This is a genomic window from Pseudoclavibacter sp. CFCC 13611 (assembly GCF_008831225.1).
Classification (GTDB): domain Bacteria; phylum Actinomycetota; class Actinomycetes; order Actinomycetales; family Microbacteriaceae; genus Pseudoclavibacter_A.
Genome location: NZ_WBKE01000001.1, coordinates 321,500 through 343,748, shown reverse-complemented (window position 1 = coordinate 343,748; position 22,249 = coordinate 321,500). Strand labels below are relative to the sequence as shown.

The 22,249-nt window shown below is 65.9% G+C and carries 20 protein-coding genes; 12 read left to right on the top strand and 8 right to left on the bottom strand.

The genetic code is table 11. From position 1 onward, the window contains the following. Positions 1 to 38 precede the first annotated feature (38 nt). A complete protein-coding gene (locus tag F8O08_RS01470; RefSeq protein ID WP_158042363.1) occupies positions 39 to 3,533 on the bottom strand; it encodes a DNA-directed RNA polymerase subunit beta in 3,495 nt (1,164 codons plus the stop codon). Positions 3,534 to 3,932: 399 nt separating this feature from the next. On the opposite strand from F8O08_RS01470, the gene F8O08_RS01465 reads away from it, so the two are divergent. Further along, positions 3,933 to 5,585 (top strand): SulP family inorganic anion transporter, encoded by a 1,653-nt coding sequence (locus F8O08_RS01465; RefSeq protein WP_158042362.1) that lies wholly within the window; start codon positions 3,933 to 3,935, stop codon positions 5,583 to 5,585. A gap of 181 nt (positions 5,586 to 5,766) precedes the next feature. On the opposite strand, the gene F8O08_RS01460 is transcribed toward F8O08_RS01465, so the two are convergent. Further along, entirely contained in the window at positions 5,767 to 6,552 is a 786-nt protein-coding gene (locus F8O08_RS01460; RefSeq protein ID WP_158038456.1) for an acetoin reductase, read from the bottom strand. A 251-nt stretch (positions 6,553 to 6,803) separates the two neighbouring features. Between F8O08_RS01460 and F8O08_RS01455 the strand changes: the two genes are divergently transcribed. After that, a complete protein-coding gene (locus tag F8O08_RS01455) occupies positions 6,804 to 8,024 on the top strand; it encodes a GAF domain-containing protein (RefSeq protein ID WP_158038457.1) in 1,221 nt (406 codons plus the stop codon). A gap of 48 nt (positions 8,025 to 8,072) precedes the next feature. On the opposite strand, the gene F8O08_RS01450 is transcribed toward F8O08_RS01455, so the two are convergent. Further along, positions 8,073 to 8,654 (bottom strand): DUF4916 domain-containing protein, encoded by a 582-nt coding sequence (locus F8O08_RS01450; RefSeq protein ID WP_158038458.1) that lies wholly within the window; start codon positions 8,652 to 8,654, stop codon positions 8,073 to 8,075. Positions 8,655 to 8,713: 59 nt separating this feature from the next. Here F8O08_RS01450 and F8O08_RS01445 point away from each other — a divergent pair, with 59 nt between their 5' ends. Then, complete coding sequence (locus tag F8O08_RS01445; RefSeq protein ID WP_158042361.1) at positions 8,714 to 9,502, top strand: queuosine precursor transporter; 789 nt, start codon at positions 8,714 to 8,716, stop codon at positions 9,500 to 9,502. 431 nt (positions 9,503 to 9,933) lie between these two features. On the opposite strand, the gene F8O08_RS01440 is transcribed toward F8O08_RS01445, so the two are convergent. Together F8O08_RS01440 and tgt are read right to left on the bottom strand one after the other, a co-directional pair. After that, complete coding sequence (locus F8O08_RS01440) at positions 9,934 to 10,416, bottom strand: DUF1648 domain-containing protein (RefSeq protein ID WP_158042360.1); 483 nt, start codon at positions 10,414 to 10,416, stop codon at positions 9,934 to 9,936. After that, positions 10,413 to 11,663 (bottom strand): tRNA guanosine(34) transglycosylase Tgt, encoded by a 1,251-nt coding sequence (tgt, locus tag F8O08_RS01435; RefSeq protein ID WP_158038461.1) that lies wholly within the window; start codon positions 11,661 to 11,663, stop codon positions 10,413 to 10,415. The genes F8O08_RS01440 and tgt overlap by 4 nt, the downstream gene beginning before the upstream one ends. A 103-nt stretch (positions 11,664 to 11,766) precedes the next feature. Between tgt and F8O08_RS01430 the strand changes: the two genes are divergently transcribed. From F8O08_RS01430 to F8O08_RS01390, 9 genes are all read left to right on the top strand, one after another. Then, positions 11,767 to 12,501, top strand: coding sequence for a glutamine amidotransferase-related protein (locus F8O08_RS01430; RefSeq protein WP_158042359.1), 735 nt, complete (start codon positions 11,767 to 11,769; stop codon positions 12,499 to 12,501). Between the two features lie 110 nt (positions 12,502 to 12,611). Then, positions 12,612 to 13,073: a DUF3151 domain-containing protein gene (locus F8O08_RS01425; protein WP_158030720.1), complete on the top strand. Its 462-nt coding sequence runs from the start codon at positions 12,612 to 12,614 to the stop codon at positions 13,071 to 13,073. Between the two features lie 54 nt (positions 13,074 to 13,127). Continuing rightward, the gene (locus F8O08_RS01420) at positions 13,128 to 13,454 is read left to right on the top strand and encodes a hypothetical protein (protein WP_192496918.1); all 327 of its coding nucleotides are present in this window, start codon (positions 13,128 to 13,130) and stop codon (positions 13,452 to 13,454) included. Further along, the gene (locus F8O08_RS01415) at positions 13,454 to 14,806 is read left to right on the top strand and encodes a tripartite tricarboxylate transporter permease (RefSeq protein WP_158038463.1); all 1,353 of its coding nucleotides are present in this window, start codon (positions 13,454 to 13,456) and stop codon (positions 14,804 to 14,806) included. The genes F8O08_RS01420 and F8O08_RS01415 overlap by 1 nt, the downstream gene beginning before the upstream one ends. 101 nt (positions 14,807 to 14,907) lie before the next feature. After that, positions 14,908 to 15,849 carry a mevalonate kinase gene (mvk, locus tag F8O08_RS01410; protein WP_158038679.1) on the top strand — a complete coding sequence of 314 codons (942 nt, stop codon included), beginning with the start codon at positions 14,908 to 14,910 and terminating at the stop codon, positions 15,847 to 15,849. Further along, positions 15,846 to 16,925 carry a diphosphomevalonate decarboxylase gene (gene mvaD, locus F8O08_RS01405; protein ID WP_225733471.1) on the top strand — a complete coding sequence of 360 codons (1,080 nt, stop codon included), beginning with the start codon at positions 15,846 to 15,848 and terminating at the stop codon, positions 16,923 to 16,925. The genes mvk and mvaD overlap by 4 nt, the downstream gene beginning before the upstream one ends. 2 nt (positions 16,926 to 16,927) lie before the next feature. Continuing rightward, positions 16,928 to 18,046, top strand: coding sequence for a phosphomevalonate kinase (locus tag F8O08_RS01400; RefSeq protein ID WP_158042358.1), 1,119 nt, complete (start codon positions 16,928 to 16,930; stop codon positions 18,044 to 18,046). 91 nt (positions 18,047 to 18,137) lie between these two features. After that, positions 18,138 to 19,196: a type 2 isopentenyl-diphosphate Delta-isomerase gene (gene fni, locus F8O08_RS01395; protein WP_158038465.1), complete on the top strand. Its 1,059-nt coding sequence runs from the start codon at positions 18,138 to 18,140 to the stop codon at positions 19,194 to 19,196. Between the two features lie 110 nt (positions 19,197 to 19,306). Next, positions 19,307 to 19,795, top strand: coding sequence for a MarR family winged helix-turn-helix transcriptional regulator (locus tag F8O08_RS01390; RefSeq protein ID WP_158038466.1), 489 nt, complete (start codon positions 19,307 to 19,309; stop codon positions 19,793 to 19,795). Between the two features lie 27 nt (positions 19,796 to 19,822). On the opposite strand, the gene F8O08_RS01385 is transcribed toward F8O08_RS01390, so the two are convergent. The 3 genes from F8O08_RS01385 to F8O08_RS01375 all read right to left on the bottom strand — a co-directional run bounded on the left by F8O08_RS01385 (position 19,823) and on the right by F8O08_RS01375 (position 22,174). Further along, the gene (locus F8O08_RS01385) at positions 19,823 to 20,686 is read right to left on the bottom strand and encodes a universal stress protein (protein ID WP_158042357.1); all 864 of its coding nucleotides are present in this window, start codon (positions 20,684 to 20,686) and stop codon (positions 19,823 to 19,825) included. Positions 20,687 to 20,771: 85 nt separating this feature from the next. Further along, positions 20,772 to 20,996, bottom strand: a complete 225-nt coding sequence (locus tag F8O08_RS01380) for a hypothetical protein (RefSeq protein ID WP_158038468.1) — start codon at positions 20,994 to 20,996, stop codon at positions 20,772 to 20,774. 23 nt (positions 20,997 to 21,019) lie between these two features. Next, positions 21,020 to 22,174, bottom strand: coding sequence for an inorganic phosphate transporter (locus F8O08_RS01375; protein WP_158038469.1), 1,155 nt, complete (start codon positions 22,172 to 22,174; stop codon positions 21,020 to 21,022). Positions 22,175 to 22,249: the final 75 nt, after the last annotated feature.

The window sequence follows — 22,249 nt, the reverse complement described above, 5'->3', positions numbered from 1 at the left end:
CTTTCTGGAAGTCTCTGTGTGTCTGTTGATCAGCCGGGTCAGATCTCGTCGATCGGACCGTTCTCGAACTGCTTCGAGATGTTGATGCCGAGCTCTTCGACGGCGTTGTAGGCGTCATCCTCGCTGTCGCGCAGGCTGACGGCCTGGCCGGCCGAGTTCAGCACCTCGACGTTCAGGCACAGGGACTGCATCTCTTTGATGAGCACCTTGAACGACTCAGGAATACCGGGCTCCTGGATGTTCTCGCCCTTGACGATGGCCTCGTACGCCTTCACACGGCCGGTGACATCGTCGGACTTGATCGTGAGCATCTCCTGCAGCGCGTGCGCAGCGCCGTAGGCGTACAGCGCCCAGACCTCCATCTCGCCGAATCGCTGACCGCCGAACTGCGCCTTACCACCGAGCGGCTGCTGCGTGATCATCGAGTACGGGCCCGTCGAACGCGCGTGGATCTTGTCGTCGACCAGGTGGTGCAGCTTCAGGATGTACATGTAGCCCACCGACACCGGGTCGGGGAACGGCTCGCCGGAACGACCGTCGAACAGCTGAACCTTGCCGTTGTGGTCGATCAGACGATCGCCGTCGCGGTTCGGCAGCGTCGAATCGAGCAGGCCCGAGATCTCGTCTTCGGACGCACCGTCGAAGACCGGCGTGGCGACCTTCGTGTTCGGCTCGGCCTGACGGGCGCGCTCAGGGAGTTCCTTGGCCCACTCGGCGTTGTCGTCGACCTTCCAGCCCTGCTTGGCAGCCCACCCGAGGTGGAGCTCGAGCACCTGGCCGAAGTTCATTCGGCCGGGCACGCCCAGCGGGTTCAGGATGATGTCGACCGGCGTGCCGTCGGGCAGGAAGGGCATGTCTTCGGCGGGCACGATCTTCGAGATGACGCCCTTGTTGCCGTGACGGCCTGAGAGCTTGTCACCCTCGGTGATCTTGCGCTTCTGGGCGATGTACACGACCACGCGCTGGTTCACGCCGTTGCCGAGCTCGTCGTCGCCCTCTTCGGCGTCGAACAGACGAACGCCGATGACGGTGCCACGCTCGCCGTGCGGCACCTTCAGCGAGGTGTCGCGAACCTCACGGCTCTTCTCGTTGAAGATGGCGCGCAGCAGACGCTCTTCGGCGCTGAGCTCGGTCTCGCCCTTCGGCGTGACCTTGCCGACGAGGATGTCACCGGGGCGAACCTCGGCGCCGATGCGGATGATGCCGCGCTCGTCGAGATCGGCGAGCATGTCCTGCGAGACGTTCGGCAGGTCGCGAGTGATCTCTTCTTTGCCCAGCTTGGTGTCACGAGCGTCGACGTCGTACTCCTCGATGTGGATCGAGGTCAGCGTGTCGTTCTTGACCAGGTTCTGGTTGAGGATGATCGCATCCTCGTAGTTCAGACCCTCCCACGGCATGAACGCGACCAGCAGGTTCTTGCCGAGTGCGAGCTCGCCGCCCTGCGTGGCGGGGCCGTCGGCGATGACCTGACCGGCCTCGACGCGGTCGCCTTCGCGAACCAGCACGCGGTTGTTGAAGCAGGTGCCCTGGTTGGCACGATCGAACTTGCGCGTCGGGTAGCTGTCGATCCCGCCCTCGTCGTTCTCGACGACGACGAGGTCGGCCGAGACCTCGGTGACCACGCCGCCCTGTGCGGCGGTGATGACGTCACCGGAGTCGACCGCAGTGTAGGCCTCCATGCCGGTGCCGACCAGCGGGCTGTCGCTGCGCAGCAGCGGCACCGCCTGACGCTGCATGTTCGCACCCATGAGGGCGCGGTGCGCGTCGTCGTGCTCGAGGAACGGAATCAGTGACGTACCGACTGACACCATCTGACGCGGCGAGACGTCGATGTAGTCGACCTGATCGGCCGGCACCAGCTCGACGTCGCCGCCCTTGAGGCGCACCAGCACGCGGTCGCTGATGAAGTTGCCCTGCTCGTCGACGTTCGCGTTGGCCTGCGCGACCACGAACTCGTCTTCGTCGGATGCGGTGAGGTAGTCGATCTGGTCGGTCAGGCGACCGTTCTCGACCTTGCGGTACGGGGTCTCGATGAACCCGAACGAGTTAATGCGGGCGAAGGTCGCCATCGAGCCGATCAGACCGATGTTCGGGCCTTCAGGAGTCTCGATGGGGCACATACGGCCGTAGTGCGAGGGGTGCACGTCTCGCACCTCGACGCCGGCGCGCTCACGTGACAGACCGCCGGGGCCCAGCGCCGAAAGACGACGCTTGTGCGTGACGCCGGCCAGCGGGTTGTTCTGATCCATGAACTGCGACAGCTGGCTGGTTCCGAAGAACTCCTTGATCGCAGCGACGACGGGGCGCACGTTGATCAGAGTCTGCGGCGTGATCGCCTCGGCGTCCTGCGTGGTCATGCGCTCGCGAACGACGCGCTCCATGCGGCTGAGGCCGGTGCGCACCTGGTTCTGAATGAGCTCGCCGACGGCGCGGATGCGACGGTTGCCGAAGTGGTCGATGTCGTCGACGTCGACGGGAATCTCGACCTCTTTGCCCTCGCGCACACCCTCGACCGTCGCCTCACCGGCGTGCAGCGCGACGAGGTACTTGATGGTCTTGACGATGTCTTCGACGGTCAGCACCGACTGCTGGATCGGCGCATCGATGCCGAGTTTGCGGTCGATCTTGTAGCGACCGACCTTGGCGAGGTCGTAGCGCTTGTCGTTGAAGTAGAAGTTGTCGAGCAGGGCTCGGGCCGCCTCGGCGGCAACCTGCTCGCCCGGGCGCAGCTTGCGGTAGATGTCGCGCAGAGCCTCGTCTTTGGTGGCGATGGTGTCTTTCTCGAGTGTCGAGAGAATCGAGTCGTACCCGGCGAACTCGGCCTGGATGTCTTCGGCGGTCAGCCCCAGAGCCTTGAGGAACACCGTGACCGACTGCTTGCGCTTGCGGTCGATGCGCACGCCGACCTGATCACGCTTGTCGACCTCGAACTCGAGCCACGCGCCGCGGCTCGGAATCACACGAGCAGAGAAGACCTCTTTGTCTGAGTTCTTCTCGAACTGGCGCTCGAAGTACACACCGGGCGAACGCACCAGCTGCGAGACGACGACGCGCTCCGAGCCGTTGACGATGAAGGTGCCCTTGCGGGTCATCATCGGGAAGTTGCCCATGAAGACCGTCTGCGTCTTGATCTCGCCGGTCTCGTAGTTCATGAACTCGGCCTCGACGTAGAGCGGAGCCTCGTAGGTCTTGCCGCGCTCCTTGCACTCGTCGATGCTGTAGCGCACCGGCTCGAGCGTGGGGTTGGCGAAACTGAGGTGCATCTTCTCGAGGTTGTCCTCGATGGGCGAGATCTCTTCGAAGACCGCGTCCAGGCCGCTCTTGACCGGAACGTCGTGACGCCCCGCAGCCTGATCGTCGGCCAGACGCTTCTTCCACCCCTCGTTGCCGATCAGCCAGTCAAAGCTCTCGGTCTGCAGGGCGAGCAGATCGGGAACGTTGATCGGCTCGGTGATTTTGGCGAAGGAGAGGCGCTTGTAATTGCGGCCCTGAGAGTTGACGGTGGTGTTGGATGCGTTGCGCGCAGCAGCCAAGGGATTCCTCCAATAAAGCCTGGTGGGGCTTGTCGTTTCATTGACTTCGACCGCGACTCGCCAGCATCCACACCGATACGACACCTCGACCGGGGATACAATCTGTATCCGCAGCCGACGTGGATCGAGTGCAATGTGACCGCAATATGACACACCACCTGCCCACCGCCATATGCGGGCATGAAGAAGACACCGTCGAGCGCAGAGATTCAGCATACGTCATATAGCACGCGATGTCCAGACCTGCAACACAACCCCGTCTGCACACTCACCCGACGCCCCATCGCGGCTCTCACTGACCGACGTATACGACGCAGCAGATAAACATGTACGTGTTGTACGATTTCTGCAGCGAGCGCCGGGCACTGATGCGCCGGCCCTGCGAGACGGGGGAACGTCATGATCGCTCAAGCCGGGTTCGGCCATCGCATCCGTTCGCTGCTGCCCGGCAGGCAGGATCTCATCGACGCACGACGCAGCCCGGGCACCGACCTGCTGGCGGGCGCCACCGTCGCCGTCGTCGCGCTGCCCCTCGCACTCGCCTTCGGCGTCGCCTCGGGCGTCGGCGCCGCTGCGGGCATGACGACCGCCATCATCGCCGGCATCATCGCCGCGGTCTTCGGCGGCAGCAACCTGCAGGTCACCGGCCCCACAGGAGCGATGACCGTGGTGCTGCTGCCGATCGTGCACCAGCACGGCGTCGGCGGCGTGCTGACCGTCGGGCTGATGGCCGGCGTGATGCTCACAGTCGTCGCCTTCGCCCGCGTCGGACGCTACGTGCAGATGCTGCCCGCCTCGCTGCTCGAGGGCTTCACCGCGGGCATCGCGGTGGTCATCGCCCTGCAGCAGGTGCCCACTGCACTGGGGGTGCCGGCCGGACAGCATGAGCAGGTCTGGGCCGCCGCCGGAGAGGCGCTGATGCGCTGGGCCGCCGAACCGCACTGGCTCGAGCCGCTTGTCGCGCTGGGCACTGCGGCTGTGATCCTGATCGCCGGCCGACTGCGTCCCGGGCTGCCCTGGCCGCTGCTGCTGGTGGCGGTGGTGACGGCTCTCGCCTGGTGGCTGGGACTGCCCACGGCGCGCATCGGCGAGCTGCCGACCGGGCTTCCCGCCCCGAACCATGATTTTCTGCAGTGGGATGCGGTGGCCGGGCTGATCCCCAGCGCTCTGGCCGTCGCGGCGCTGGGAGCACTCGAGAGTCTGCTCAGCGCAAGTGTGGCCGACGGCATGACGGTCGGCGAACAGCACGACCCGGATCGCGAGCTCTTCGGTCAGGGCCTCGCCAACATCGTCGTGCCGTTCTTCGGCGGAGTTCCCGCCACGGCCGCCATCGCACGCACCGCGGTCAACGTTCGTTCCGGGGCACGGTCACGCACCTCGGCGGTGACGCACTCGCTGATTCTGCTCGGGGTCGTTCTGGTCGCCGGCACCGTCGTCGCTGCGATCCCGCTGGCCGTGCTGGCCGGTGTGCTGCTCGCGACGTGCGTGAACATGGTCTCACTGGGCAGCATCCGCAGCGTCGTGCGCGCGACCCGCGGAGACGCACTCGTCTTCTTCGCCACTTTCGCGACCACGGTGATCGTCGACGTGATCACGGCCGTCATCGTGGGCTTCGCGCTCGCCTCACTCGTCACGCTGAAGGCGGTGAGCGACGCGACGCAGGCGAAACAGGAGCCGCTCGATCCCGCCGATCACAGCGAGGCCGAACGGGATCTGCTCAGGCAGGCCATCGTGCCGTACCGGCTCGAAGGGGCGCTGTTCTTCGGCGTCGCTCAGCGCTTTCTGATCGACCTGACCGAGGTGAGCGAGGTGCGCGTGGTGATTCTGCGCATGGGGCACCTGAGCACGGTCGACGCCACCGGCGCGCAGGCGATCGGCACCGCTGTGCGACAGCTGCACGATCGAGACGTCGTCGTGCTGCTCTCGGCTGTGCGGCCCGAGCATGAGCAGGTGCTGCGCAGCGTCGACGAGCTCGACGCGCTGTGGGCCGACGGCGAGGTCTTCGCGACCACGCCTGAGGCCATCACCCGTGCCAAGGCACTGGTGGCCTGAGCCCGACTCGACGACGGCACTAGAGCGCCCGGTCTGGCCGCAGACACAGAGATGGCGTGGTCACGACATATCGTCACCACGCCACCCGCCTGCACGAGGCTCTGGCAGCGTCGGGCCTGCGCAGATTCAACCCACGCAGATGCCCGACCCCGCCAACGGCCTCGACCGAGTCGCTTTCGACTTAGTTGTAGAGCATGCCACCGTCGACCAGCAGGGTCTGGCCAGTGACGTAGTCAGCCTTGTCGCTCGCGAAGAACGACACCACACCGGCGACGTCTTCGGCAGTCTCGATGCGCCCGAGGGCGATCGACTCAACGTTGTCTTTCAGGTTCTCACCCTTGGCCTTGCCGTTGAGCTTGCCCAGCTCTTCATCGATGAGATCCCACATGCCCGTGCCGACGATGCCGGGAGCCCAGGCGTTCACGGTGATGTTCCGGGGAGCGAGCTCCTGTGCGGCGACCTGCGTCAGGCCGCGCACGGCGAACTTGGTCGCCGAGTAGGCGCCCAGAATCGGGAAGCCCTTGATACCGGCGATCGAAGAGGCGTTGATGATCTTGCCCTTCTCCTTGCCCAGCTCGGCGAACTTCTTCTCAGCAGCCTGGATGCCGTAGACAATGCTGAAGACGTTGATGTTGAAGATCTTCTCGAGGTCTTCGGTGGTCACGTCGCTCAGCGGCTTGATCTGTGCGATGCCCGCGTTGTTGGCGATGACGTCGAAGCTGCCGAGCTTCTCAGCTGCTGCGTCGACGGCGGCGAACACCTGGTCGCGCTTCGACACGTCAGCGGCGACGAAGAATGCCTTGCGGCCGAGCGCTTCAATCTCTTTGACGACGGCTTCTGCCTTCTCCTGCTGGAAATCCAGGTCGGCGACGGCGATGTCGAAGCCATCCTTGGCCAGCTGCAGTGCGATGCCGCGGCCGATTCCCTGCCCAGCGCCGGTAACGAGCGCAACCTTCTGATCACTCATGGGAGATCCTTCCTCTTCGCGATGTCGTGCAAATGACCTCGCGTCGAGGCCATCCTCCACACGCCTTCTTCTGGTGTGCGGTGCATCTGGCAGTCACTGTAAGTCAGGTGCGCGCTGTGAGTCAGCGTGTCAGATAAGGGAGACCTTGCCAACCGCGAGAACTCGCGCGAAAATACCTCATGCAACCGGACGCAACGGCTGGCCGCTTCGGGTCGCCGTTCGACGGCCAGAGACAATGAGGTGCACACGCGATGGCCAATGAGCTGGAATCGTCGTTCTCAACGGGGGAAGACCCCGTCGAATACGACCACCTGCTGCAGGAGGTCTTTCGGGCGACCTCACGAGGAGAACGGGCCCCGGCTCGACCTCGCCCGCTGATCAGCGCATCTTGGAAGCGCTCCCGCCGTGCCGGGCTCAAGCCCGATGTCTGCCGGTGCCCGATGCACTCGCCCGTGCGGGCACGCCGCGCACCAGCACGAACATCGACCACTCGCCAGCTGATCCCACTGCTCAAGCAGACGCTGCCGCAGCACGACAACGGCATGTTCGAGAACGGTAACTACCTCGTCGTACTCACCGACGCCGAGGCGCGCATCGTATGGCGCTACGGGTCGACCGAGGCACGGCAGCGCGCCGACCGCATCGGCTTCGTCAAAGGCGCCCTGTGGCGCGAGAGCACGGTGGGCACGAACGCGATCGGCACCGCGCTCGCCGTTCGGCACCCGGTGCAGGTGCATGGCGCCGAGCACTTCTGCCTCGCGCACCAGCAGTGGAGCTGCGCAGCCTCACCGATCATCGATCCGCGTTCGCGCGCCTGCCTGGGCATCGTCAACATCTCGTGCACTGTCGCCGAGGCACATCCGGCCATGCTCGCGCTGGCCTCACTGCTCGCGCACACCCTCGAGATGGAGCTCCATGAGGCTCACCAGCACGAGCTCGAACGACTGCGCACCATCAGCTGGCCGATGCAGCACACGCAGGGTGACGAACCGTGGGCAGTGACCGACCGTCTGGGCTGGGTCGCCGCGACCAACAGCGCCTCAGCGGGCAGCCGGTTCACGCTGCCTGAGCATCCTGATCGCGACCTGCTCTGGCTGCCCGAGTTCGGCAGCGCGAAGGCGGCCTCACTACCTGGCGGCTGGTTCATTCAGGGGCAGACCGTCGTCGAAGCCGAGCCGGGTGAGAACCGGCTGCAGATCACCCGCACGTCGACCGGTGCGCACGTGACGATGGATGCCGGAGACGTGCACTGGAGCGTCGAGATTCCGCCTCGGCAAGTCGATGTCATCGCTCAGATCAATGCTCACCAGGACGGCGTCAGCGCGGCGGATCTCTCAGAGGCGATCTTCGGCGACCGCACGCACACGGTCACCGTGCGTGCCGAGGTCAGTCGGATTCGGCGGGCGTTGGGGCCGGTGATCATTGCCGCGCCGTACCGCTTCGCGGAGGGCATGCGGGTCGAGATCGACTGACTGCTCTTCTGCGTGACGCAGGCGGGAAGGTGTCGGCGTCGGCCCCACTCAGCAGCTGACCGAGGCCAGCAGACGTTCGACCAGCACGCCGCGGTTGCCTTCGAGGTCGGAGAGCACACCCTGATCCCGGACCTCCTGCGGAGTGAGCCAGGCGAGCTCGAGGGCGTCTTGGCGTGGCTGGCAGGTGCCGGTGACCGGCACGACGTAGGCCAGCGAGACGGCATGCTGGCGGCCGTCGAACAGCTCGTTCGTGGTCGAGGGCACTGGAAAGTACTCGCCCACCGTCTGCGGCGACATCGACAGCGGCAGCTGTGGGAAGGCGATCGGGCCGAGGTCGTTCTCGAGATGGCGCAGCAGCGCTTCGCGCAGACTCTCGCCGAACCGCACACGGCCCGAGACGATGGTGCGGGTGATCGAGTCAGTGTCGCTGACGCGCATGAGCAGGCCGATCTGCGCGACTTTGCCACTGCCGGTCAGGCGCACAGGGAGTGCTTCGACGTAGAGCATGGGCAGGTGCCGCCTGGCCTCTTCCAGCTCGGAGTCGGTCAGCCAGCCGGAGTCGGCGCCACCGTTGCTGCCGATGACGTCATCGTCTGGATCCTGCGGGTCGGGCGTGCCAACGATGCTCATGGTCTGATTATGGCGCATTTGCCCGGGGCGGCGCAGACGACTCGGTACAATCGGTGCTCATGACCGCTTCACGCCCGAATGCCACCCCAGAGACCGCTTCGACCCGTTCGTCCGAAGCCGGTGGGACAGCGCAGCGTTCAGACGTGCAGGGCCGAGGATCGGTGCGGCCCAGCTACCGCTTCTACGCGGTGATCGTCGCGATCTTCGCCTCGCTGCTGCTGGTCTCGAACATCGCAGCGACACAGGGTGTGGTGTTCGGTCCGGTTTGGGGATTCCCGATAAATACTGACGGTGGGTTCCTGCTGTTCCCCCTGGCCTACGTGCTCGGCGATGTGCTGAGCGAGGTCTACGGGTTCAAGCGGACCCGTACGGCGACCATCGTGTCGTTCTGCATCGCCATCGGGGCCATGCTGTACTTCCAGTTCGTGATCGCCCTGCCGAAGTCGGAGGGCACCGACACGGAGTCGTTCAACGCACTGCTCGGTCTCAGCGTGCCGCAGATTCTGCTCGGGTCGGTGCTGGGCTTTCTCGTGGGTCAGACGCTCAACGCGTGGGTCGTGACGTGGATGAAGCGCCGCCGCCGCGACGAACGCCAGCTCTGGGCGAGACTGCTCGGATCGACCGTCGTCGGGGAGTTCGCCGATACCCTCATCTTCTGTCTGATCGCAGCGCCGGTGCTCGGGTTCACCGAGCCGGCCGACTTCGCCATCTACGTGGCGCTCGGGTTCGTATACAAGACCGCGGTCGAGGCCGCACTGCTTCCGTTCACCTACCGAGTGATCGCCTGGGTGAAGCGGCACGAGCCCGACTACCGCCCGGTGGGCGCCGGCGAGTCCGCCGCGAGCTGAGCGGGATTTCAGCGGGTTCTGCACTTTCGCGGGGCGCTCAGCGGTTTCTGCACACTCGAGGGGCGTCCGGCGGTACTCGACAGCGCATTCAGCGGGTTCTGCACACTCGAGGCGAAAGACGTTCAGCAGGTCCTGCATGATCGAGGTGCCGAGGCCCAGTGAGAACGCTCGTGAGCTTGCCCCACCCCCGAACACGACCGTACGCGAAAGCACAGAAGGCGCGACCATCAGAGACTGAAGCCCGCAAGTTCTGCACTTGCGCGGGGCGCTCAGCGGTTTCTGCACACTCGCGGGGTGTCCGGTGGTACTCGACAGCGCATTCAGCGGGTTCTGCGCACTCAAGGGGTGCACAACCGCATCTACTGACTTCCGCACACTGAACCTTCTCTCGACGAGGGCGGCTCAGCGGAGCCCGGCGTTCGACCAGGCGGTCACCCCGCACGCACCATGCGCACGAGTCCGACGATGATGCCGCCGAAGAGCAGCACCAAGCCGACGACGAACAGCGGCATCTGCGACGTGCCAGTGACGGTCAGCCGAAGAATGCCCCACATCAGAGCGCTGACGCCGAGCAGTGTGGTCCCCAGCAGCTGGGAAGCGATGCGGTAGAGCCGCTCGGCGTTCTGGCCAGTCACCTCGACCGGGTAGTTCGCCACATGCGGGTAACGCGCTAACCCTGCCACCAGCGCCGACAGCAGCAGCCAGACGAGACCGAGTCCGATGAGCGATCCACGAGGGCCCCACGCATCGGGCTCACCGTGTATCCCGAAATGCGTCGGAATGACCTCGGGCAGGCTCGGATACGAGACCAGCAGACAGATCAGTCCGGCCAGAGTCATCAGCAGACCGACGCCGATCAGCACGGCAGCGGCTGCGCCCATGCCCTCGGCCTTCGGTCGCTCTGATCTGCTCATACCTCTGCAGCGCCTGACTTCGCCCCACCACCGTAGTAGCGGCCCAAGAACTCCTCGCGGAGTTCGTCGAACGTGCCCTCCTGCATCGCGACGCGGATGTCGTCGACAAGACGCACGATGAATCGCTCGTTGTGGATGCTGCAGAGAGTCGCCGCATTCATCTCTTTCGCCTTGAAGAGGTGCCGCAGATACGCCCGTGTGTAGTGCGTGCAGGTGTAGCAGTCGCAGCCTTCGTCGATCGGCGAGAAGTCCATGCGGAACCTCGTCTGCTTCAGGTTGTAGCGCCCGTGGCGCGAGTACACGGCCGACGACCGTGCCACACGCGTCGGCGAGACGCAGTCGAAGGTGTCGGCCCCTGCTGCCACCGCGGCGAAGATGTCATCTGGTTCGCTGATGCCGAGCAGGTGACGCGGCCGATCCTCGGGAAGCTCCTCGGCCATCCACCCGATGATCTCGGCCATGCGCGGCTTCTCGAGCGCCCCACCGAGGCCGAACCCGTCGAAGCGCTGCCCGTCGATCTCCATGCTGCCGAGGTCGCGAGCAGCCTTGCGGCGCAGATCCTCATAGTTCGCGCCCTGCAGCACACCGAAGAGGGCCTGATACGGCTTGCCGACCCGTTCGTCGGTGAGGCGCCGATGCTCGGCGAGGCACCGCTCGGCCCACAGGCGGGTGCGCTCCAGCGAACGCTCTTGGTATCCGCGGGTGTTCATCAGCGTGGTGAGCTCGTCGAAGGCGAACATGATGTCGGCACCCAGCTGGTGCTGAATCTGCATCGACACCTCCGGGGTGAACCGATGCATGGTGCCGTCCAGATGCGACTTGAACGTGACACCGTCGTCGTCGACGTGAGCGAGCCGCTCTTTGCCCTTCGCGATCACGTCGTCGGACTGCCGCCCGCTGGTGTCCATCGCGAGCACCTTCTTGAACCCCACGCCCAGGCTCATCACCTGGAAGCCCCCGGAATCGGTGAACGTGGGCCCCGGCCAGTTCATGAAGCGACCGAGCCCGCCGGCGGCGTCGAGCACGTCGGGTCCCGGCTGCAGGTAGAGATGGTAGGCATTGGCGAGCAGCGCCTGTGACCCGAGATCGCTCATCGACTCGGGCAGCACCGCTTTGACGGCCGCCTTGGTGCCGACCGGAATGAACGCCGGGGTGCGAATGTCGCCGTGCGGCGTGTGGATGACCCCCGTGCGCCCGCCTCTCGGCTGATCGTCGAGTCGGGTGTCGATGTCGAAGCTGAAGTTCACCCGTCCATCTTGCCATCTGCCTGCGACTCAGGGTCTTCTGCGGGCATTCGTCGCAGAGCGTCACAATATGGCGTCTGGACTCCGGCGCAAATAAGCTGAACGCATGAAGCCATTCCTGTATCTGAGCGCGCGCACGAGTGACGAGGCCACTGCGGCCGAGCGCGCCTCGATGCTGGAGCACACCGGGCTGGGGTCAGACGCCCTCGTGCACCACCGACTCGACCGTGCACCGCTGCCCGAGATCGATCTCACCGAGCTCAGCGGAGTGCTGCTCGGTGGCAGCCCCTATGACTGGTCGGCCCCGCCCGAGCGCAAAGACCCGCTGCAGCGACGGGTCGAGCACGACGTGTTCGCCCTGGTGCGTCGCATTCTCGATGCCGATTTTCCGTTCTTCGGGGCCTGTTACGGAATGGGCGCGGTCGCCACGGTGCTTGAGACCCCGTTGGGTCCTGACTTCGCCGAGGATGCCGGAGCCGTCACCCTGCAGGTCACCTCCGCCGGCCGATCCGATCGTCTGCTGGATGACGCGCCTGCGCAGATCTCTTCGTTCGTCGGGCACCATGAGTCGTTGCTCGAGGTGCCGAAGGGCGCCGAACTGCTGCTGACCTCGGCGACTGCTCCGGTGCAGATGATCCGCGTCGGCGAGCGCGGCTACGCGACGCAGTTCCATCCCGAGCTTGACCGGTCTGCGTTCATTCGGCGTGCGACGCTCTACGACGGGCACGGCTACTACCCGGCCGGCCACATCGCAGCCATCGAGCAGGCGACGCTGGGCCTCGACACCACCCCGGCGCACCGTCTGCTGCGCCGCTTCGCGCTCGAGCACGGCCGTCGCTGAGCGGCCTGTGCTGCTCGTCGGGACGCGCCACGACCGGCGTGATCGTATCCCTCCGACAGGTGTCTGCGACCTGATCGACACTGCTGGCGCCAGCAGGCATACTGGATGGCATGGGCGACAACAATCTGCTTTCGATTCCACCGACGTTCCTCGATGAGGTGCCGGGTCTCGCTGACGCTCTCGCCGACGAGCCGCTCAACCGCGTGGCGGCCTCGTTCCCCGCAGCGTCACTGCCTTGGGCGCTGCTCGCACAGCAGGCTCGCACACACGGCAACTATGTGAACGCATACGCCTACGCTCGCACCGGCTATCACCGCGGCCTCGACGCTCTGCGCAGACACGGATGGAAGGGGCAGGGTCCGATTCCGTGGTCGCACGAGCCGAACCGTGGCTTTCTGCTCTCGCTCTTCGAGCTGGGCAAAGCCGCCGAGCTGATCGGCGAAGCCGACGAGGTCGATCGCGTGCACACGTTCCTCACCGACAGCGACCCGTCGGTCATCGACGCCATCCTGGCCGACGAAGCGGCGCACGCCCCGGGCACCGAGACGATCGTCATCCGCGGCATCAACTGATCGCTGCGGCGCATATCTTTCTTTGTTCCGACCGACCGTCTAGCATCAGGAAGCATGACTTCCACTGACCGTCAATCGGACGATCAGGCGCGGTACATCGAAGTGTGGAACGATTTGGTCTCTCCGCGAGACCTCACGTGGGCACTTCTGATCTGTGGTGGCACCACCGCAGCCGCGCTGCTGATCGCAACGCTGCTCTCGTTCAACGTCTTCTTCTGGGGACTCGGCGGCTCGGTCATCGGCTTCGTCATCAGCACCTTCGTCTTCACGCCGAAACGAGACGTGCGCATCGTGAGCGCCGACGACGGGCTCGAACACAGCATCCACATCAGGGCCGAAGCCGATGTCGCCGCAGACACCGACAAGGCCGGTGACCGCTGATGGACGTCTCGATCATCATTCAGATGCTGATCGCCGCCATCGGCGCGATCATGTTCTATTCGTTCATCGGGTTCATTCCCGGCACCGACGAGACCAGCGTGCTGGTGCCCGTCACCCTGGCGCTGGTGCTCGCGGGCGTCGCACCGATCGTGGTGCTCACCTTCTTCATCGCCGCGATCGTGACGCTCAATCTCACCAATGCGATTCCCACAGCCCTGGTCGGCCTGCCCGGGGGCGTGATGTCGACTCCGATGATGGAGCACTCGCTCTATCTCAAGAGCAAGGGACGCGCCGCCGAGACGATCAAGAAGATGGCAGCAGGCAGCGCCGTGGGCACGATCATCGCGATTCCGGTGAGCCTCGCCATCGCCACGGCGATCACGCCCTATGCCGAGACCCTGCGCCAGTACGGCTCACTGCTCTTCGTGTTCGGCGCCGTGCTGCTCGCGCTGCTCGGCAGCAATCGACTGCTCTCGCTCATCTCGATCATCCCGATGGCGCTGCTCTTCCAGGGCCTGCTCTCGCTCTACCGGACGCAGGAGGTGATACCCAAAGACGGCAACATCTCGGTCTCGTTCTTCTTGGGCATCACCATCGGCCCGCTGCTGGTCTCGATCCTGGGTCTGCTCAACAAGCGCAGCCGCGACAGTCTGCCCAGGTACGCGCCGACCACCGTCGAGATCTCGCGCAGAGATCTGAGCGGCCAGTCGCTCGCGCCCGGCCGCATCCTCACTCGTGACGAGATGGGTCGCACCGGCCTCGCCTCGCTGATCACCACCCCGCTGTTCTTCCTCAGCCCGGTCGGCCTGACCTTCCTGATCGGCGAGGCCTCTGCCGGTCGCAGCGGCGACAGGCTCAAGCACGCGAACCGCGCGGTGTCGAGCATGAACGGCGTCGCACACGCCGCCTACCTGTCTGGGGTGATCATCCCGCTGCTGGCCGTCGGCATTCCGCTCTCGCCGGTCGCGATCGGCCCGGCGCAGGCGCTGTTCAACGCACCACCGGTCTTCTCGCTCGACCACAACCTGCACCAGCTGCTGAGCACCGGCCAGTTCATCACCGCGGTGGTCGTCGGCGCTCTGCTCGCACTCGTGCTGACCTATGTGATCGCTGTGCGCTACTCGTACCAGATCACCTACTTCGTGATGCGCTACATCCCGCACGAGGCCGTGCTCGGGCTCTTCATCGGGTTCATTCTGCTGCTCGCCTATCTCGACGCCGGGGTGGCCAACATCTTCGGCGTGCTGCTCGTCGGCGTCGCCTGCGGTACCCTGAATAAGCTTGGCGTCAGCTACGGCGTGCAGTTCATGACGCTGTACGCCGCGCCATGGATCGTGCAGAACCTGCTCTGAGCGGCAGCGTTGTGCGTCGGTGCGCATGCACCGGGAAAGGCTTCTTCACTGTGCAGGTCGGCGACCCCTCCCCCTCAGACCGCTCATCGGTCGACACTCCGATGCACGCAGGCGTCGGTCAGACCGTCGCGAAGATCATCCTCTTCGGCGAGCACTCTGTCGTCTACGGCTACCCGGCGATCGCGATGCCGCTGCGCAATCTGCGCATGATCGCCCGCGTCGAACCGACCACACGCCCGTCAGAGCTGTCGAGCCTGGGCTGGGTCGGTCCGCTCGACGAGGCGCCGGCGAGGTTCGCAAGCATCGTTCGGGCGGTGGATGCGGCGCTCGAGTTCGCGGGGCATCCGAACGCCCGCCTGCGCATCGAGACGCACGCGGAGTTCCCGCCGGAACGGGGCCTTGGATCGTCCGCTGCAGCGGCCGGTGCGGTCATCCGGGCCGTGCTCAGCGCCTTCGACGTCGACGCCGAGCCAGAAGACCTCTTCGACCTGACGCAGATGGCCGAGCGCATCGCACACGGGCATCCGTCCGGGCTCGATGCGACCGCGACCTCGTCGCAGTCGCCGATCCATTTTCAGGCTGGCGCGACCACAGCCGTGCAGATCAATCTCTCAGCGTGGATCGTCGTGGCAGACTCCGGCATTCACGGCAGCACCCGCGAGACCGTCGGGCACATTCGCGAAGAGCACGAGCGCTGCCCCGAGGTCACCCGACCACGGCTGGCCGAGCTGGGGCGCATCACCGCCGAGGCGGTCGACGACGTGCGCGCCGGCGATGTCAGCGGGCTCGGCCAGAAGATGAACGACGCACACCGGCTGTTGGCCGAGCTGGGCGTGAGCAACGCACGCCTCGACCAGCTCACCGCCGCGGCGCGCAGTGCGGGCGCTGTCGGGGCGAAGCTCACCGGCGGGGGACGCGGCGGCTGCGTGATCGCCCTCGCCCGCACCAGCGCTGATGCGAAGCGCATCGCCGCTGCGCTCGGGATGGCTGGGGCCACCGGCACGTGGGTCTACGCACCGCACGCCTACGAGGTCGCCGCGTGACGGATCGCGCGAAACCGGTGGCAGCGGCTCCCGGCGTGGCCACTGCTGTGGCGCACGCGAACATCGCGCTGATCAAGTATTGGGGCAAAGCCGACGAACGGCTGATCCTGCCGCGCACCTCGAGCCTGTCACTGACCCTCGACGATCTGCACACGGTCACCACAGTGCGTTTCGTCGACGACGGCGCGGGTGACCGTGCCGTGCTCGACGGCCGGCCGCTGACCGGTCAGTCGCTGCGGCGCATCGCAGATTTTCTCGACATCGTGCGCGAGCGTGCTGGCATCACCTCCGCGGCCGATGTCGTCACACACAACACTGTGCCGACTGCGGCGGGGCTCGCGAGCTCTGCCAGCGGATTCGCCGCGCTGGCCGGGGCCGCCGCCGCAGCAGCAGGTCTCGAACTCGACGATCGCGGCCTCTCCAGGCTCGCACGACGGGGGTCGGGGTCGGCATCACGGTCGGTGTTCGGCGGCCTGGCCGTCTGGCATGCCGGCCATGACCACGAATCCTCGTATGCCGAGCCGCTTCCGAGCGATCTCGATCTGGCGATCGTCGTGCTCGTGATCGACTCAGGGCGCAAGGCGGTCTCGAGCCGCGAGGCCATGCGGCGAACCGTCGAGACATCGATCGAGTACGAGCCCTGGGTGCGGCGCAGCCACGAAGATCTGGCCGAGGCGCTCGACGCGATCGCACAGGCAGACCTGCCCCGGCTGGGCGAGGCAGCCGAGGCGAACGCCTTCGGCATGCACGCCACGATGCTCGCCGCAGAGCCTCGTGTGCAGTATCTGAACGCCTCCAGCATCGAAGCGCTGCAGGCCGTGCGCGAGGCCCGCGCAGCCGGCCTGCCGGCCTGGGCGACCATGGATGCCGGAGCCAACGTCAAGGTGCTCACCAGCGGTTCGGCATCTGAGCAGGTGCGATCCTGGCTGCGGCAGCGGCTGGAGCCGAGTGTGCCGGGCTTGCAGACCGTGGTGGCACGGTCAGGCCCGGGCCTGCAGGTCTGGCCGGGAGAGGTCGGCGTGCCCAGCACCTCAGTTCTCGACACCGCCACGACGAACCATGCAGGAGGTCTCTAGACATGTGCGCTGCCCATGACGTCGCCGTTCCGGCCCGCACCACCGTCGTGCGCGCGCCCGGCAAGCTCTACATCGCCGGCGAGTATGCCGTCGTCGAAGCCGGATACCCGGCGGTGCTGATCGCCGTCGACCGCTATGTGCAGGTGCGGGTGAGCCCCGCCCGCGACACCGGGCACATCACCTCAGACCAGTACGCGAGCCTCTCGCTCGAGTGGCATCGACGTGACAACGACATGGTGATCGAGCCTGACCAGACGCCCTTCGACTTCGTGCTCGCCGCCATCAGAGTGGTCGAGGAGGCCGCAGTCGGGCTCGGCGCGTCACTCGAGCTGTACGACCTCGACATCACGAGCGAGCTCGACGATGATGCCGGTCGAAAGTTCGGCCTCGGGTCGTCTGCCGCGGTCACGGTGGCCACAGTGCGGGCGCTCTGCGAGCACTATCGTCTCGATCTGACCCGTATGGAGCAGCTCAAACTGGCCCTGATCGCAAGCATCGAAGTGCAGCGCAGCGGCTCGGGCGGCGACGTGGCGGCGAGCATGTTCGGCGGCTGGATCGTATACCGGGCATTCGATCGGGAGTGGGTGCGCGCCGAGCGCGTCGCCCGATCGCTCACCGAGATGCTCGCCATCGACTGGCCGGGTCTCGAGGTGAGCCGCATCGTGCCGCCCGATCGTCTTCGCCTCGTCGTGGGATGGACTGGCTCGCCCGCCTCGACCGCTCGCCTGGTCAGCGGGGTGCAGGCCCGCAAAGGCCAGCGCAGCGTGCATTACAGCCGCTTCCTCGCGGAGAGCCGCTCGTGTGTGACCGAACTGGCCGAAGCGCTGGGACGCGACGACGGCGTCGGGATCGCCGCAGGCATCCGCCGCAACCGCGAACTGCTGCGCGGGCTGGGCGAGCACTCGGGCATCACCATCGAGACTCCGAAGCTGCAGCGCCTGATCGAGACGGCCGAGGCATGCGGCGGTGCGGCGAAGACCTCGGGTGCGGGTGGCGGAGACTGCGGCATCGTGCTGATCGATCGCGACGCCGACATCGACGGCATGCTCGCAGCGTGGGAGCGGGCCGACATCAGGCCGCTGAATCTGCGGGTGCACCAGCCGGAGGGCACGGTCGAGTAGGGCATGGCCCCGCAGGTCGCTCGGCGGGCGTCGTGCTCTGCGGTTCAAGCTCGAGACGGGATGTCGCAGACATGAAGGGACACAGAGCAGCATGAGCAGTGAGCGCAAAGACGAGCACGTTCGCCTCGCCGAGGAGCTTCGCGACGAACAGCGTGGTTCGGGTTTCGACGACGTGCGGTTTCTTCACCACACCTTCAACGAGCTGACGCGCGACGCGGTCGACATCAGCACGACCGTGGCCGGTCGGCGTTGGCCGGTGCCGTTCTACATCAACGCGATGACCGGCGGCAGCAAGATGACCGGAGCGCTCAACGCCGACCTCGCACGGGCTGCCGCGGCTGCAGGTGTGTCGATCGCCAGTGGTTCGGTGAGCCCTGCGCTGCGCGACCCGGGCCTGGAATCGACGTTTCGGGTGATCCGTGAGAACGCCCCTGAAGCATTCGTATTCGCGAATGTGAGCCCCGAGATGACCGTCGAGCAGGCGAAGCGAGCCGTCGGGATTCTCTCTGCCGACGCGCTGCAGATCCATGTGAACCCGGCCCAAGAGCTCGTGATGCCCGAGGGCGACCGCGACTTTCGCGGTTGGCTCGACCGGATCGAGCGGATTGTGGCCGACGTCGGCGTGCCGGTCGTGGTCAAAGAGGTCGGGTTCGGACTCAGCAGGCACAGCGTCGAGCAGCTGCTCGAACGCGGTGTGCGCACCGTCGACGTCAGCGGACGCGGCGGCACGAACTTCATCGCGATCGAGAACCGTCGGCGTCAGCGCAGCGAATACGACTACCTGTCGGGCTGGGGACAGTCCGCCGTCGAGTGCCTGCTCGATTCCCTGCACGCGGTGCCTGCGCTGCCGGTCGAGGCGATCGCCTCCGGCGGCGTACGCAATCCGCTGGATGTCGTACGCGCGCTCGCCTTGGGTGCTCGCGCCGTCGGGGTCAGCGGCCACTTTCTGCACGTGCTCGTCTCTGACGGGGTCGACGCTCTGACGGCCGAGCTGGAGGCATGGAAGGAGCAGGTGCAGACTCTGCTCACGCTGCTCGGAGCGGCCGACCTGGCGGCCCTTGCCTGCACTGATGTGCTCATCACCGGCCCGACCGCGGAGTTCGCTCGACTGCGGGGCATCGATCTCGCGGAACTGGCGCACCGCCGCTGAGATATGCCTGCAACCGCATATGTCGTGTTGGAGAACTCCTCGCGGACAATCCGCGACGCCCGCGCGATGTCCTTGACTTGTGCAGAGGAAAGCGGTTCACTGCAGATACCATGACGCAGCAGTACGAAGACTCCCAGGGCCCTCTGCCCCGCATCACCGATGCCGGCTTTCGTCTGCACTACGCGACTTCGCTCTTCGATCGCCTGATCGATGAGTACCTGCGTGCTGAATGGCAGCTTCCGGCCACTCAGTTCTATGCGCTGATGGCCCTTGCCGCAGCCGGCAAAGAGAAGCTCAGCGTTCGAGAGATCGCCGAGCAGCTCGGCATCTCCCGCGCAGCGGCCGCCACACGCACTCGAACGCTGGTCAAGGTCGGGTTCGCGTCGTTGTACCAAGACCCGAACGACCGTCGCACGCAGCGCGTCGCCCTCACCGAACGCGGTGCACGCCGACTGACCGAAGCGTGGCAGGGTCTCGACACCTTCGAGAACGCTCTACTGACCGGCATCGACGAACGCAGCCTGCTGCAGCGCATCAATGTGCTCATCGACAACGCCCGCGACGTCGCAGCAGCGCGGCAGGCCAGAGAAACTCGCTGAGCGGGCCGGCCCCGCGAAGAGTCTCGCTCAGACGTTCGGTACGACGACCGTCGGCACACGAAGATCGAGCAGCACGCCGTGCGATACCGAGCCGAACAGCGCACGTCCGAGCACCGTGCGCGAATGAGTGCCCAGCACCAGCATGCGTCGACCGGCCGCGGCCGCAGTCAGCTGAGACGCCGGAGCGCCTTCGATCGAGCGCCCGGTGACGTCGAGATCCTCGTTCTTCGTGCGCAGCTGCAGGGCGCGTGCGTCGAGCTGCTCCTGGAACTGGCGACCCACCGGAGCGAGTCCTCCGCCCATTGCCTCTGCCGGCCGGCTGATCACCGGCGGCAGCCCCCAGACAGAGACGAGCTCCAGCGGCTGATCCGTGGCCAGCGCCTGCGTGACGCCGAACTCGACCGCTTTTTCGCTGACGTTGTCCGGGCCCACGCCGACGACGATTCCGGATTCGGCGTGATCAGCGGCCGACGGCGTCCAGTCTGACGGGATCACCGCGGTCGGCACGTTCGTCGACACCGAGACGCGCAGGCCTTTGGCACCGCCGACCGCTTCGCCGAACGATGCTCCGTGGTGCGATCCCAGCACGATCAGATCACTCTGGTCGGCCGCGTCTACCAGCGCGTCGACGATGCCGCCGCGAGTGACCGATGCCGTGATGCCGAGGTCCGGATTCGACTCCGCGGCAGTGCGCTGCACTGAGGCGATCAGGTTCTCGGCAGCCTGCGTCGCATCCGTCTCGCTGACGCCAGTGCCCCGCAGCGCATGCGGGTCAACCACGGTCAGCAGGTGCAGCTGCGGGTCAGTGACGAAGTTGGCCTGAGCCAGTGCCCATGCGAGTGCGCGTTCACCGCGCACGGTGCCGTCGATGCCGACGAGGATGGTGGTCATTGTTACTCCTTGGTCCAACGGCCCAGGGCTGGGCTCGACAGAGTCGTCCCGGGTGCAGTCTGTGTGATGACGAGTCGTGTACGGCTCAGTGGAACTGCGGCACGATAAGCCACAGGGTGAAAAGTACGATGGCGACGCAGAGCGAAAAGCAGACCACTGATCCGGTGCGGGCGATCAAGTGTGCGTCGCCGGTGCTGTCGACCTGACCCGATTCCCAGAGCCGCAGTGCAGTGGCGTAGAGAGCACTGACGACGCTGGCGATCACGACTGCGACGACGAGGACGGTCAGAAAGCTGATGAGAGAAGGCATTGTTGTGTTCTGTTCCTTTCAGACTACGCAGCCGGAACAGTGGCCGGAACCGGCTCACCGGTGGTCTCGTGATTCACGTTGTCAGCGGTCACCGGGTTGCGATGCGACAGCCGGACGATGCCCCACACGATCGCGAGGGCGAGCACCGCGACGCCGAGGGTGCCGATCAGGCCGGTGTGAGCGAGCGCCGACGCCGCAGCCGACACCAGCGCCGCTGCGGGAAAGGTGACCAGCCAGGCGATGCCCATGCGGCCGGCGACTCCCCAGCTGACTCTGGCGCCTTTGCGTCCGAGCCCGGCACCGAGAATCGACCCGGAGCAGACCTGCGTGGTCGACAGTGCGAAACCGAGGTGGGAAGAGACCAGGATGGTGGTCGCCGAACTCGCCTCGGCGGCGAAGCCCTGTGGCGTGGTGATCTCGGTGATGCCCTTGCCCAGCGTGCGGATGACACGCCAGCCGCCGGTGTACGTACCCAGTGCGATGGCGAGACCGCAGGCCGCAATGACCCAGAACTCGGGACCGCTGCCGGTGGGCTGTATGCCCGCTGCGATGAGCGTCAGCGTAATGATGCCCATCGTCTTCTGCGCGTCGTTCGTGCCGTGCGAGAGGGCGACCAGCAGAGCGGTCGCGGTCTGGCCGTGGCGGAATCCGCTCTCGACTTTCTTCGCATCCATCTTGCGCACGATCGCTAGGATGATCTTGACCGCGCAGAACGCAGCCAGACCTGCGACCACCGGCGAGACGAACGCCGGCAGCAGCACCTTCGTGAACACGTTGAAGAAGTTCACGCCCGAGGTGCCGACCGCAACGATCACGGCACCGACGAGGCCACCGAAGAGCGCGTGCGATGAGCTGGAGGGCAGGCCCACCAGCCAGGTCAGCATGTTCCAGATGATGGCACCCACGAGACCGGCGAAGATGACCTCAGGTCCGATCACCACCCCGCCGTCGCCCTCGTTGATGATGCCGCCCGAAATCGTCTTGGCGACCTCGGTCGACAGGAAGGCGCCGATCAGATTGAGAATGCCAGCGGCGATGACTGCGGTCTTGGGCTTGAGCGCCCCAGTGGCAATTGAGGTGGCCATGGCGTTCGCCGTGTCATGGAACCCGTTCGTGAAGTCGAATGTCAGCGCCGTGGCGACGACCAGCACGACGACGATGATTGTGGAAGCATCCATCTGAGCTTCGTGGTTCCCTTCTGAGAGACCAATACATGATTGTCTCGACGAGGTCTCCGGGAACTTCCCCCGATA

Excerpts from the sequence above, each read along its gene's own strand:
- F8O08_RS01465 (WP_158042362.1), top strand. The coding sequence starts at position 3,933 with ATGATCGCTCAAGCCGGGTTCGGCCATCGCATCCGTTCGCTGCTGCCC.
- F8O08_RS01460 (WP_158038456.1), bottom strand. The coding sequence starts at position 6,552 with ATGAGTGATCAGAAGGTTGCGCTCGTTACCGGCGCTGGGCAGGGAATC.
- F8O08_RS01455 (WP_158038457.1), top strand. The coding sequence starts at position 6,804 with ATGGCCAATGAGCTGGAATCGTCGTTCTCAACGGGGGAAGACCCCGTC.
- F8O08_RS01450 (WP_158038458.1), bottom strand. The coding sequence starts at position 8,654 with ATGAGCATCGTTGGCACGCCCGACCCGCAGGATCCAGACGATGACGTC.
- F8O08_RS01445 (WP_158042361.1), top strand. The coding sequence starts at position 8,714 with ATGACCGCTTCACGCCCGAATGCCACCCCAGAGACCGCTTCGACCCGT.
- F8O08_RS01440 (WP_158042360.1), bottom strand. The coding sequence starts at position 10,416 with ATGAGCAGATCAGAGCGACCGAAGGCCGAGGGCATGGGCGCAGCCGCT.
- F8O08_RS01430 (WP_158042359.1), top strand. The coding sequence starts at position 11,767 with ATGAAGCCATTCCTGTATCTGAGCGCGCGCACGAGTGACGAGGCCACT.
- F8O08_RS01425 (WP_158030720.1), top strand. The coding sequence starts at position 12,612 with ATGGGCGACAACAATCTGCTTTCGATTCCACCGACGTTCCTCGATGAG.
- F8O08_RS01420 (WP_192496918.1), top strand. The coding sequence starts at position 13,128 with ATGACTTCCACTGACCGTCAATCGGACGATCAGGCGCGGTACATCGAA.
- F8O08_RS01415 (WP_158038463.1), top strand. The coding sequence starts at position 13,454 with ATGGACGTCTCGATCATCATTCAGATGCTGATCGCCGCCATCGGCGCG.
- mvk (WP_158038679.1), top strand. The coding sequence starts at position 14,908 with ATGCACGCAGGCGTCGGTCAGACCGTCGCGAAGATCATCCTCTTCGGC.
- F8O08_RS01400 (WP_158042358.1), top strand. The coding sequence starts at position 16,928 with ATGTGCGCTGCCCATGACGTCGCCGTTCCGGCCCGCACCACCGTCGTG.
- fni (WP_158038465.1), top strand. The coding sequence starts at position 18,138 with ATGAGCAGTGAGCGCAAAGACGAGCACGTTCGCCTCGCCGAGGAGCTT.
- F8O08_RS01390 (WP_158038466.1), top strand. The coding sequence starts at position 19,307 with ATGACGCAGCAGTACGAAGACTCCCAGGGCCCTCTGCCCCGCATCACC.
- F8O08_RS01385 (WP_158042357.1), bottom strand. The coding sequence starts at position 20,686 with ATGACCACCATCCTCGTCGGCATCGACGGCACCGTGCGCGGTGAACGC.
- F8O08_RS01380 (WP_158038468.1), bottom strand. The coding sequence starts at position 20,996 with ATGCCTTCTCTCATCAGCTTTCTGACCGTCCTCGTCGTCGCAGTCGTG.
- F8O08_RS01375 (WP_158038469.1), bottom strand. The coding sequence starts at position 22,174 with ATGGATGCTTCCACAATCATCGTCGTCGTGCTGGTCGTCGCCACGGCG.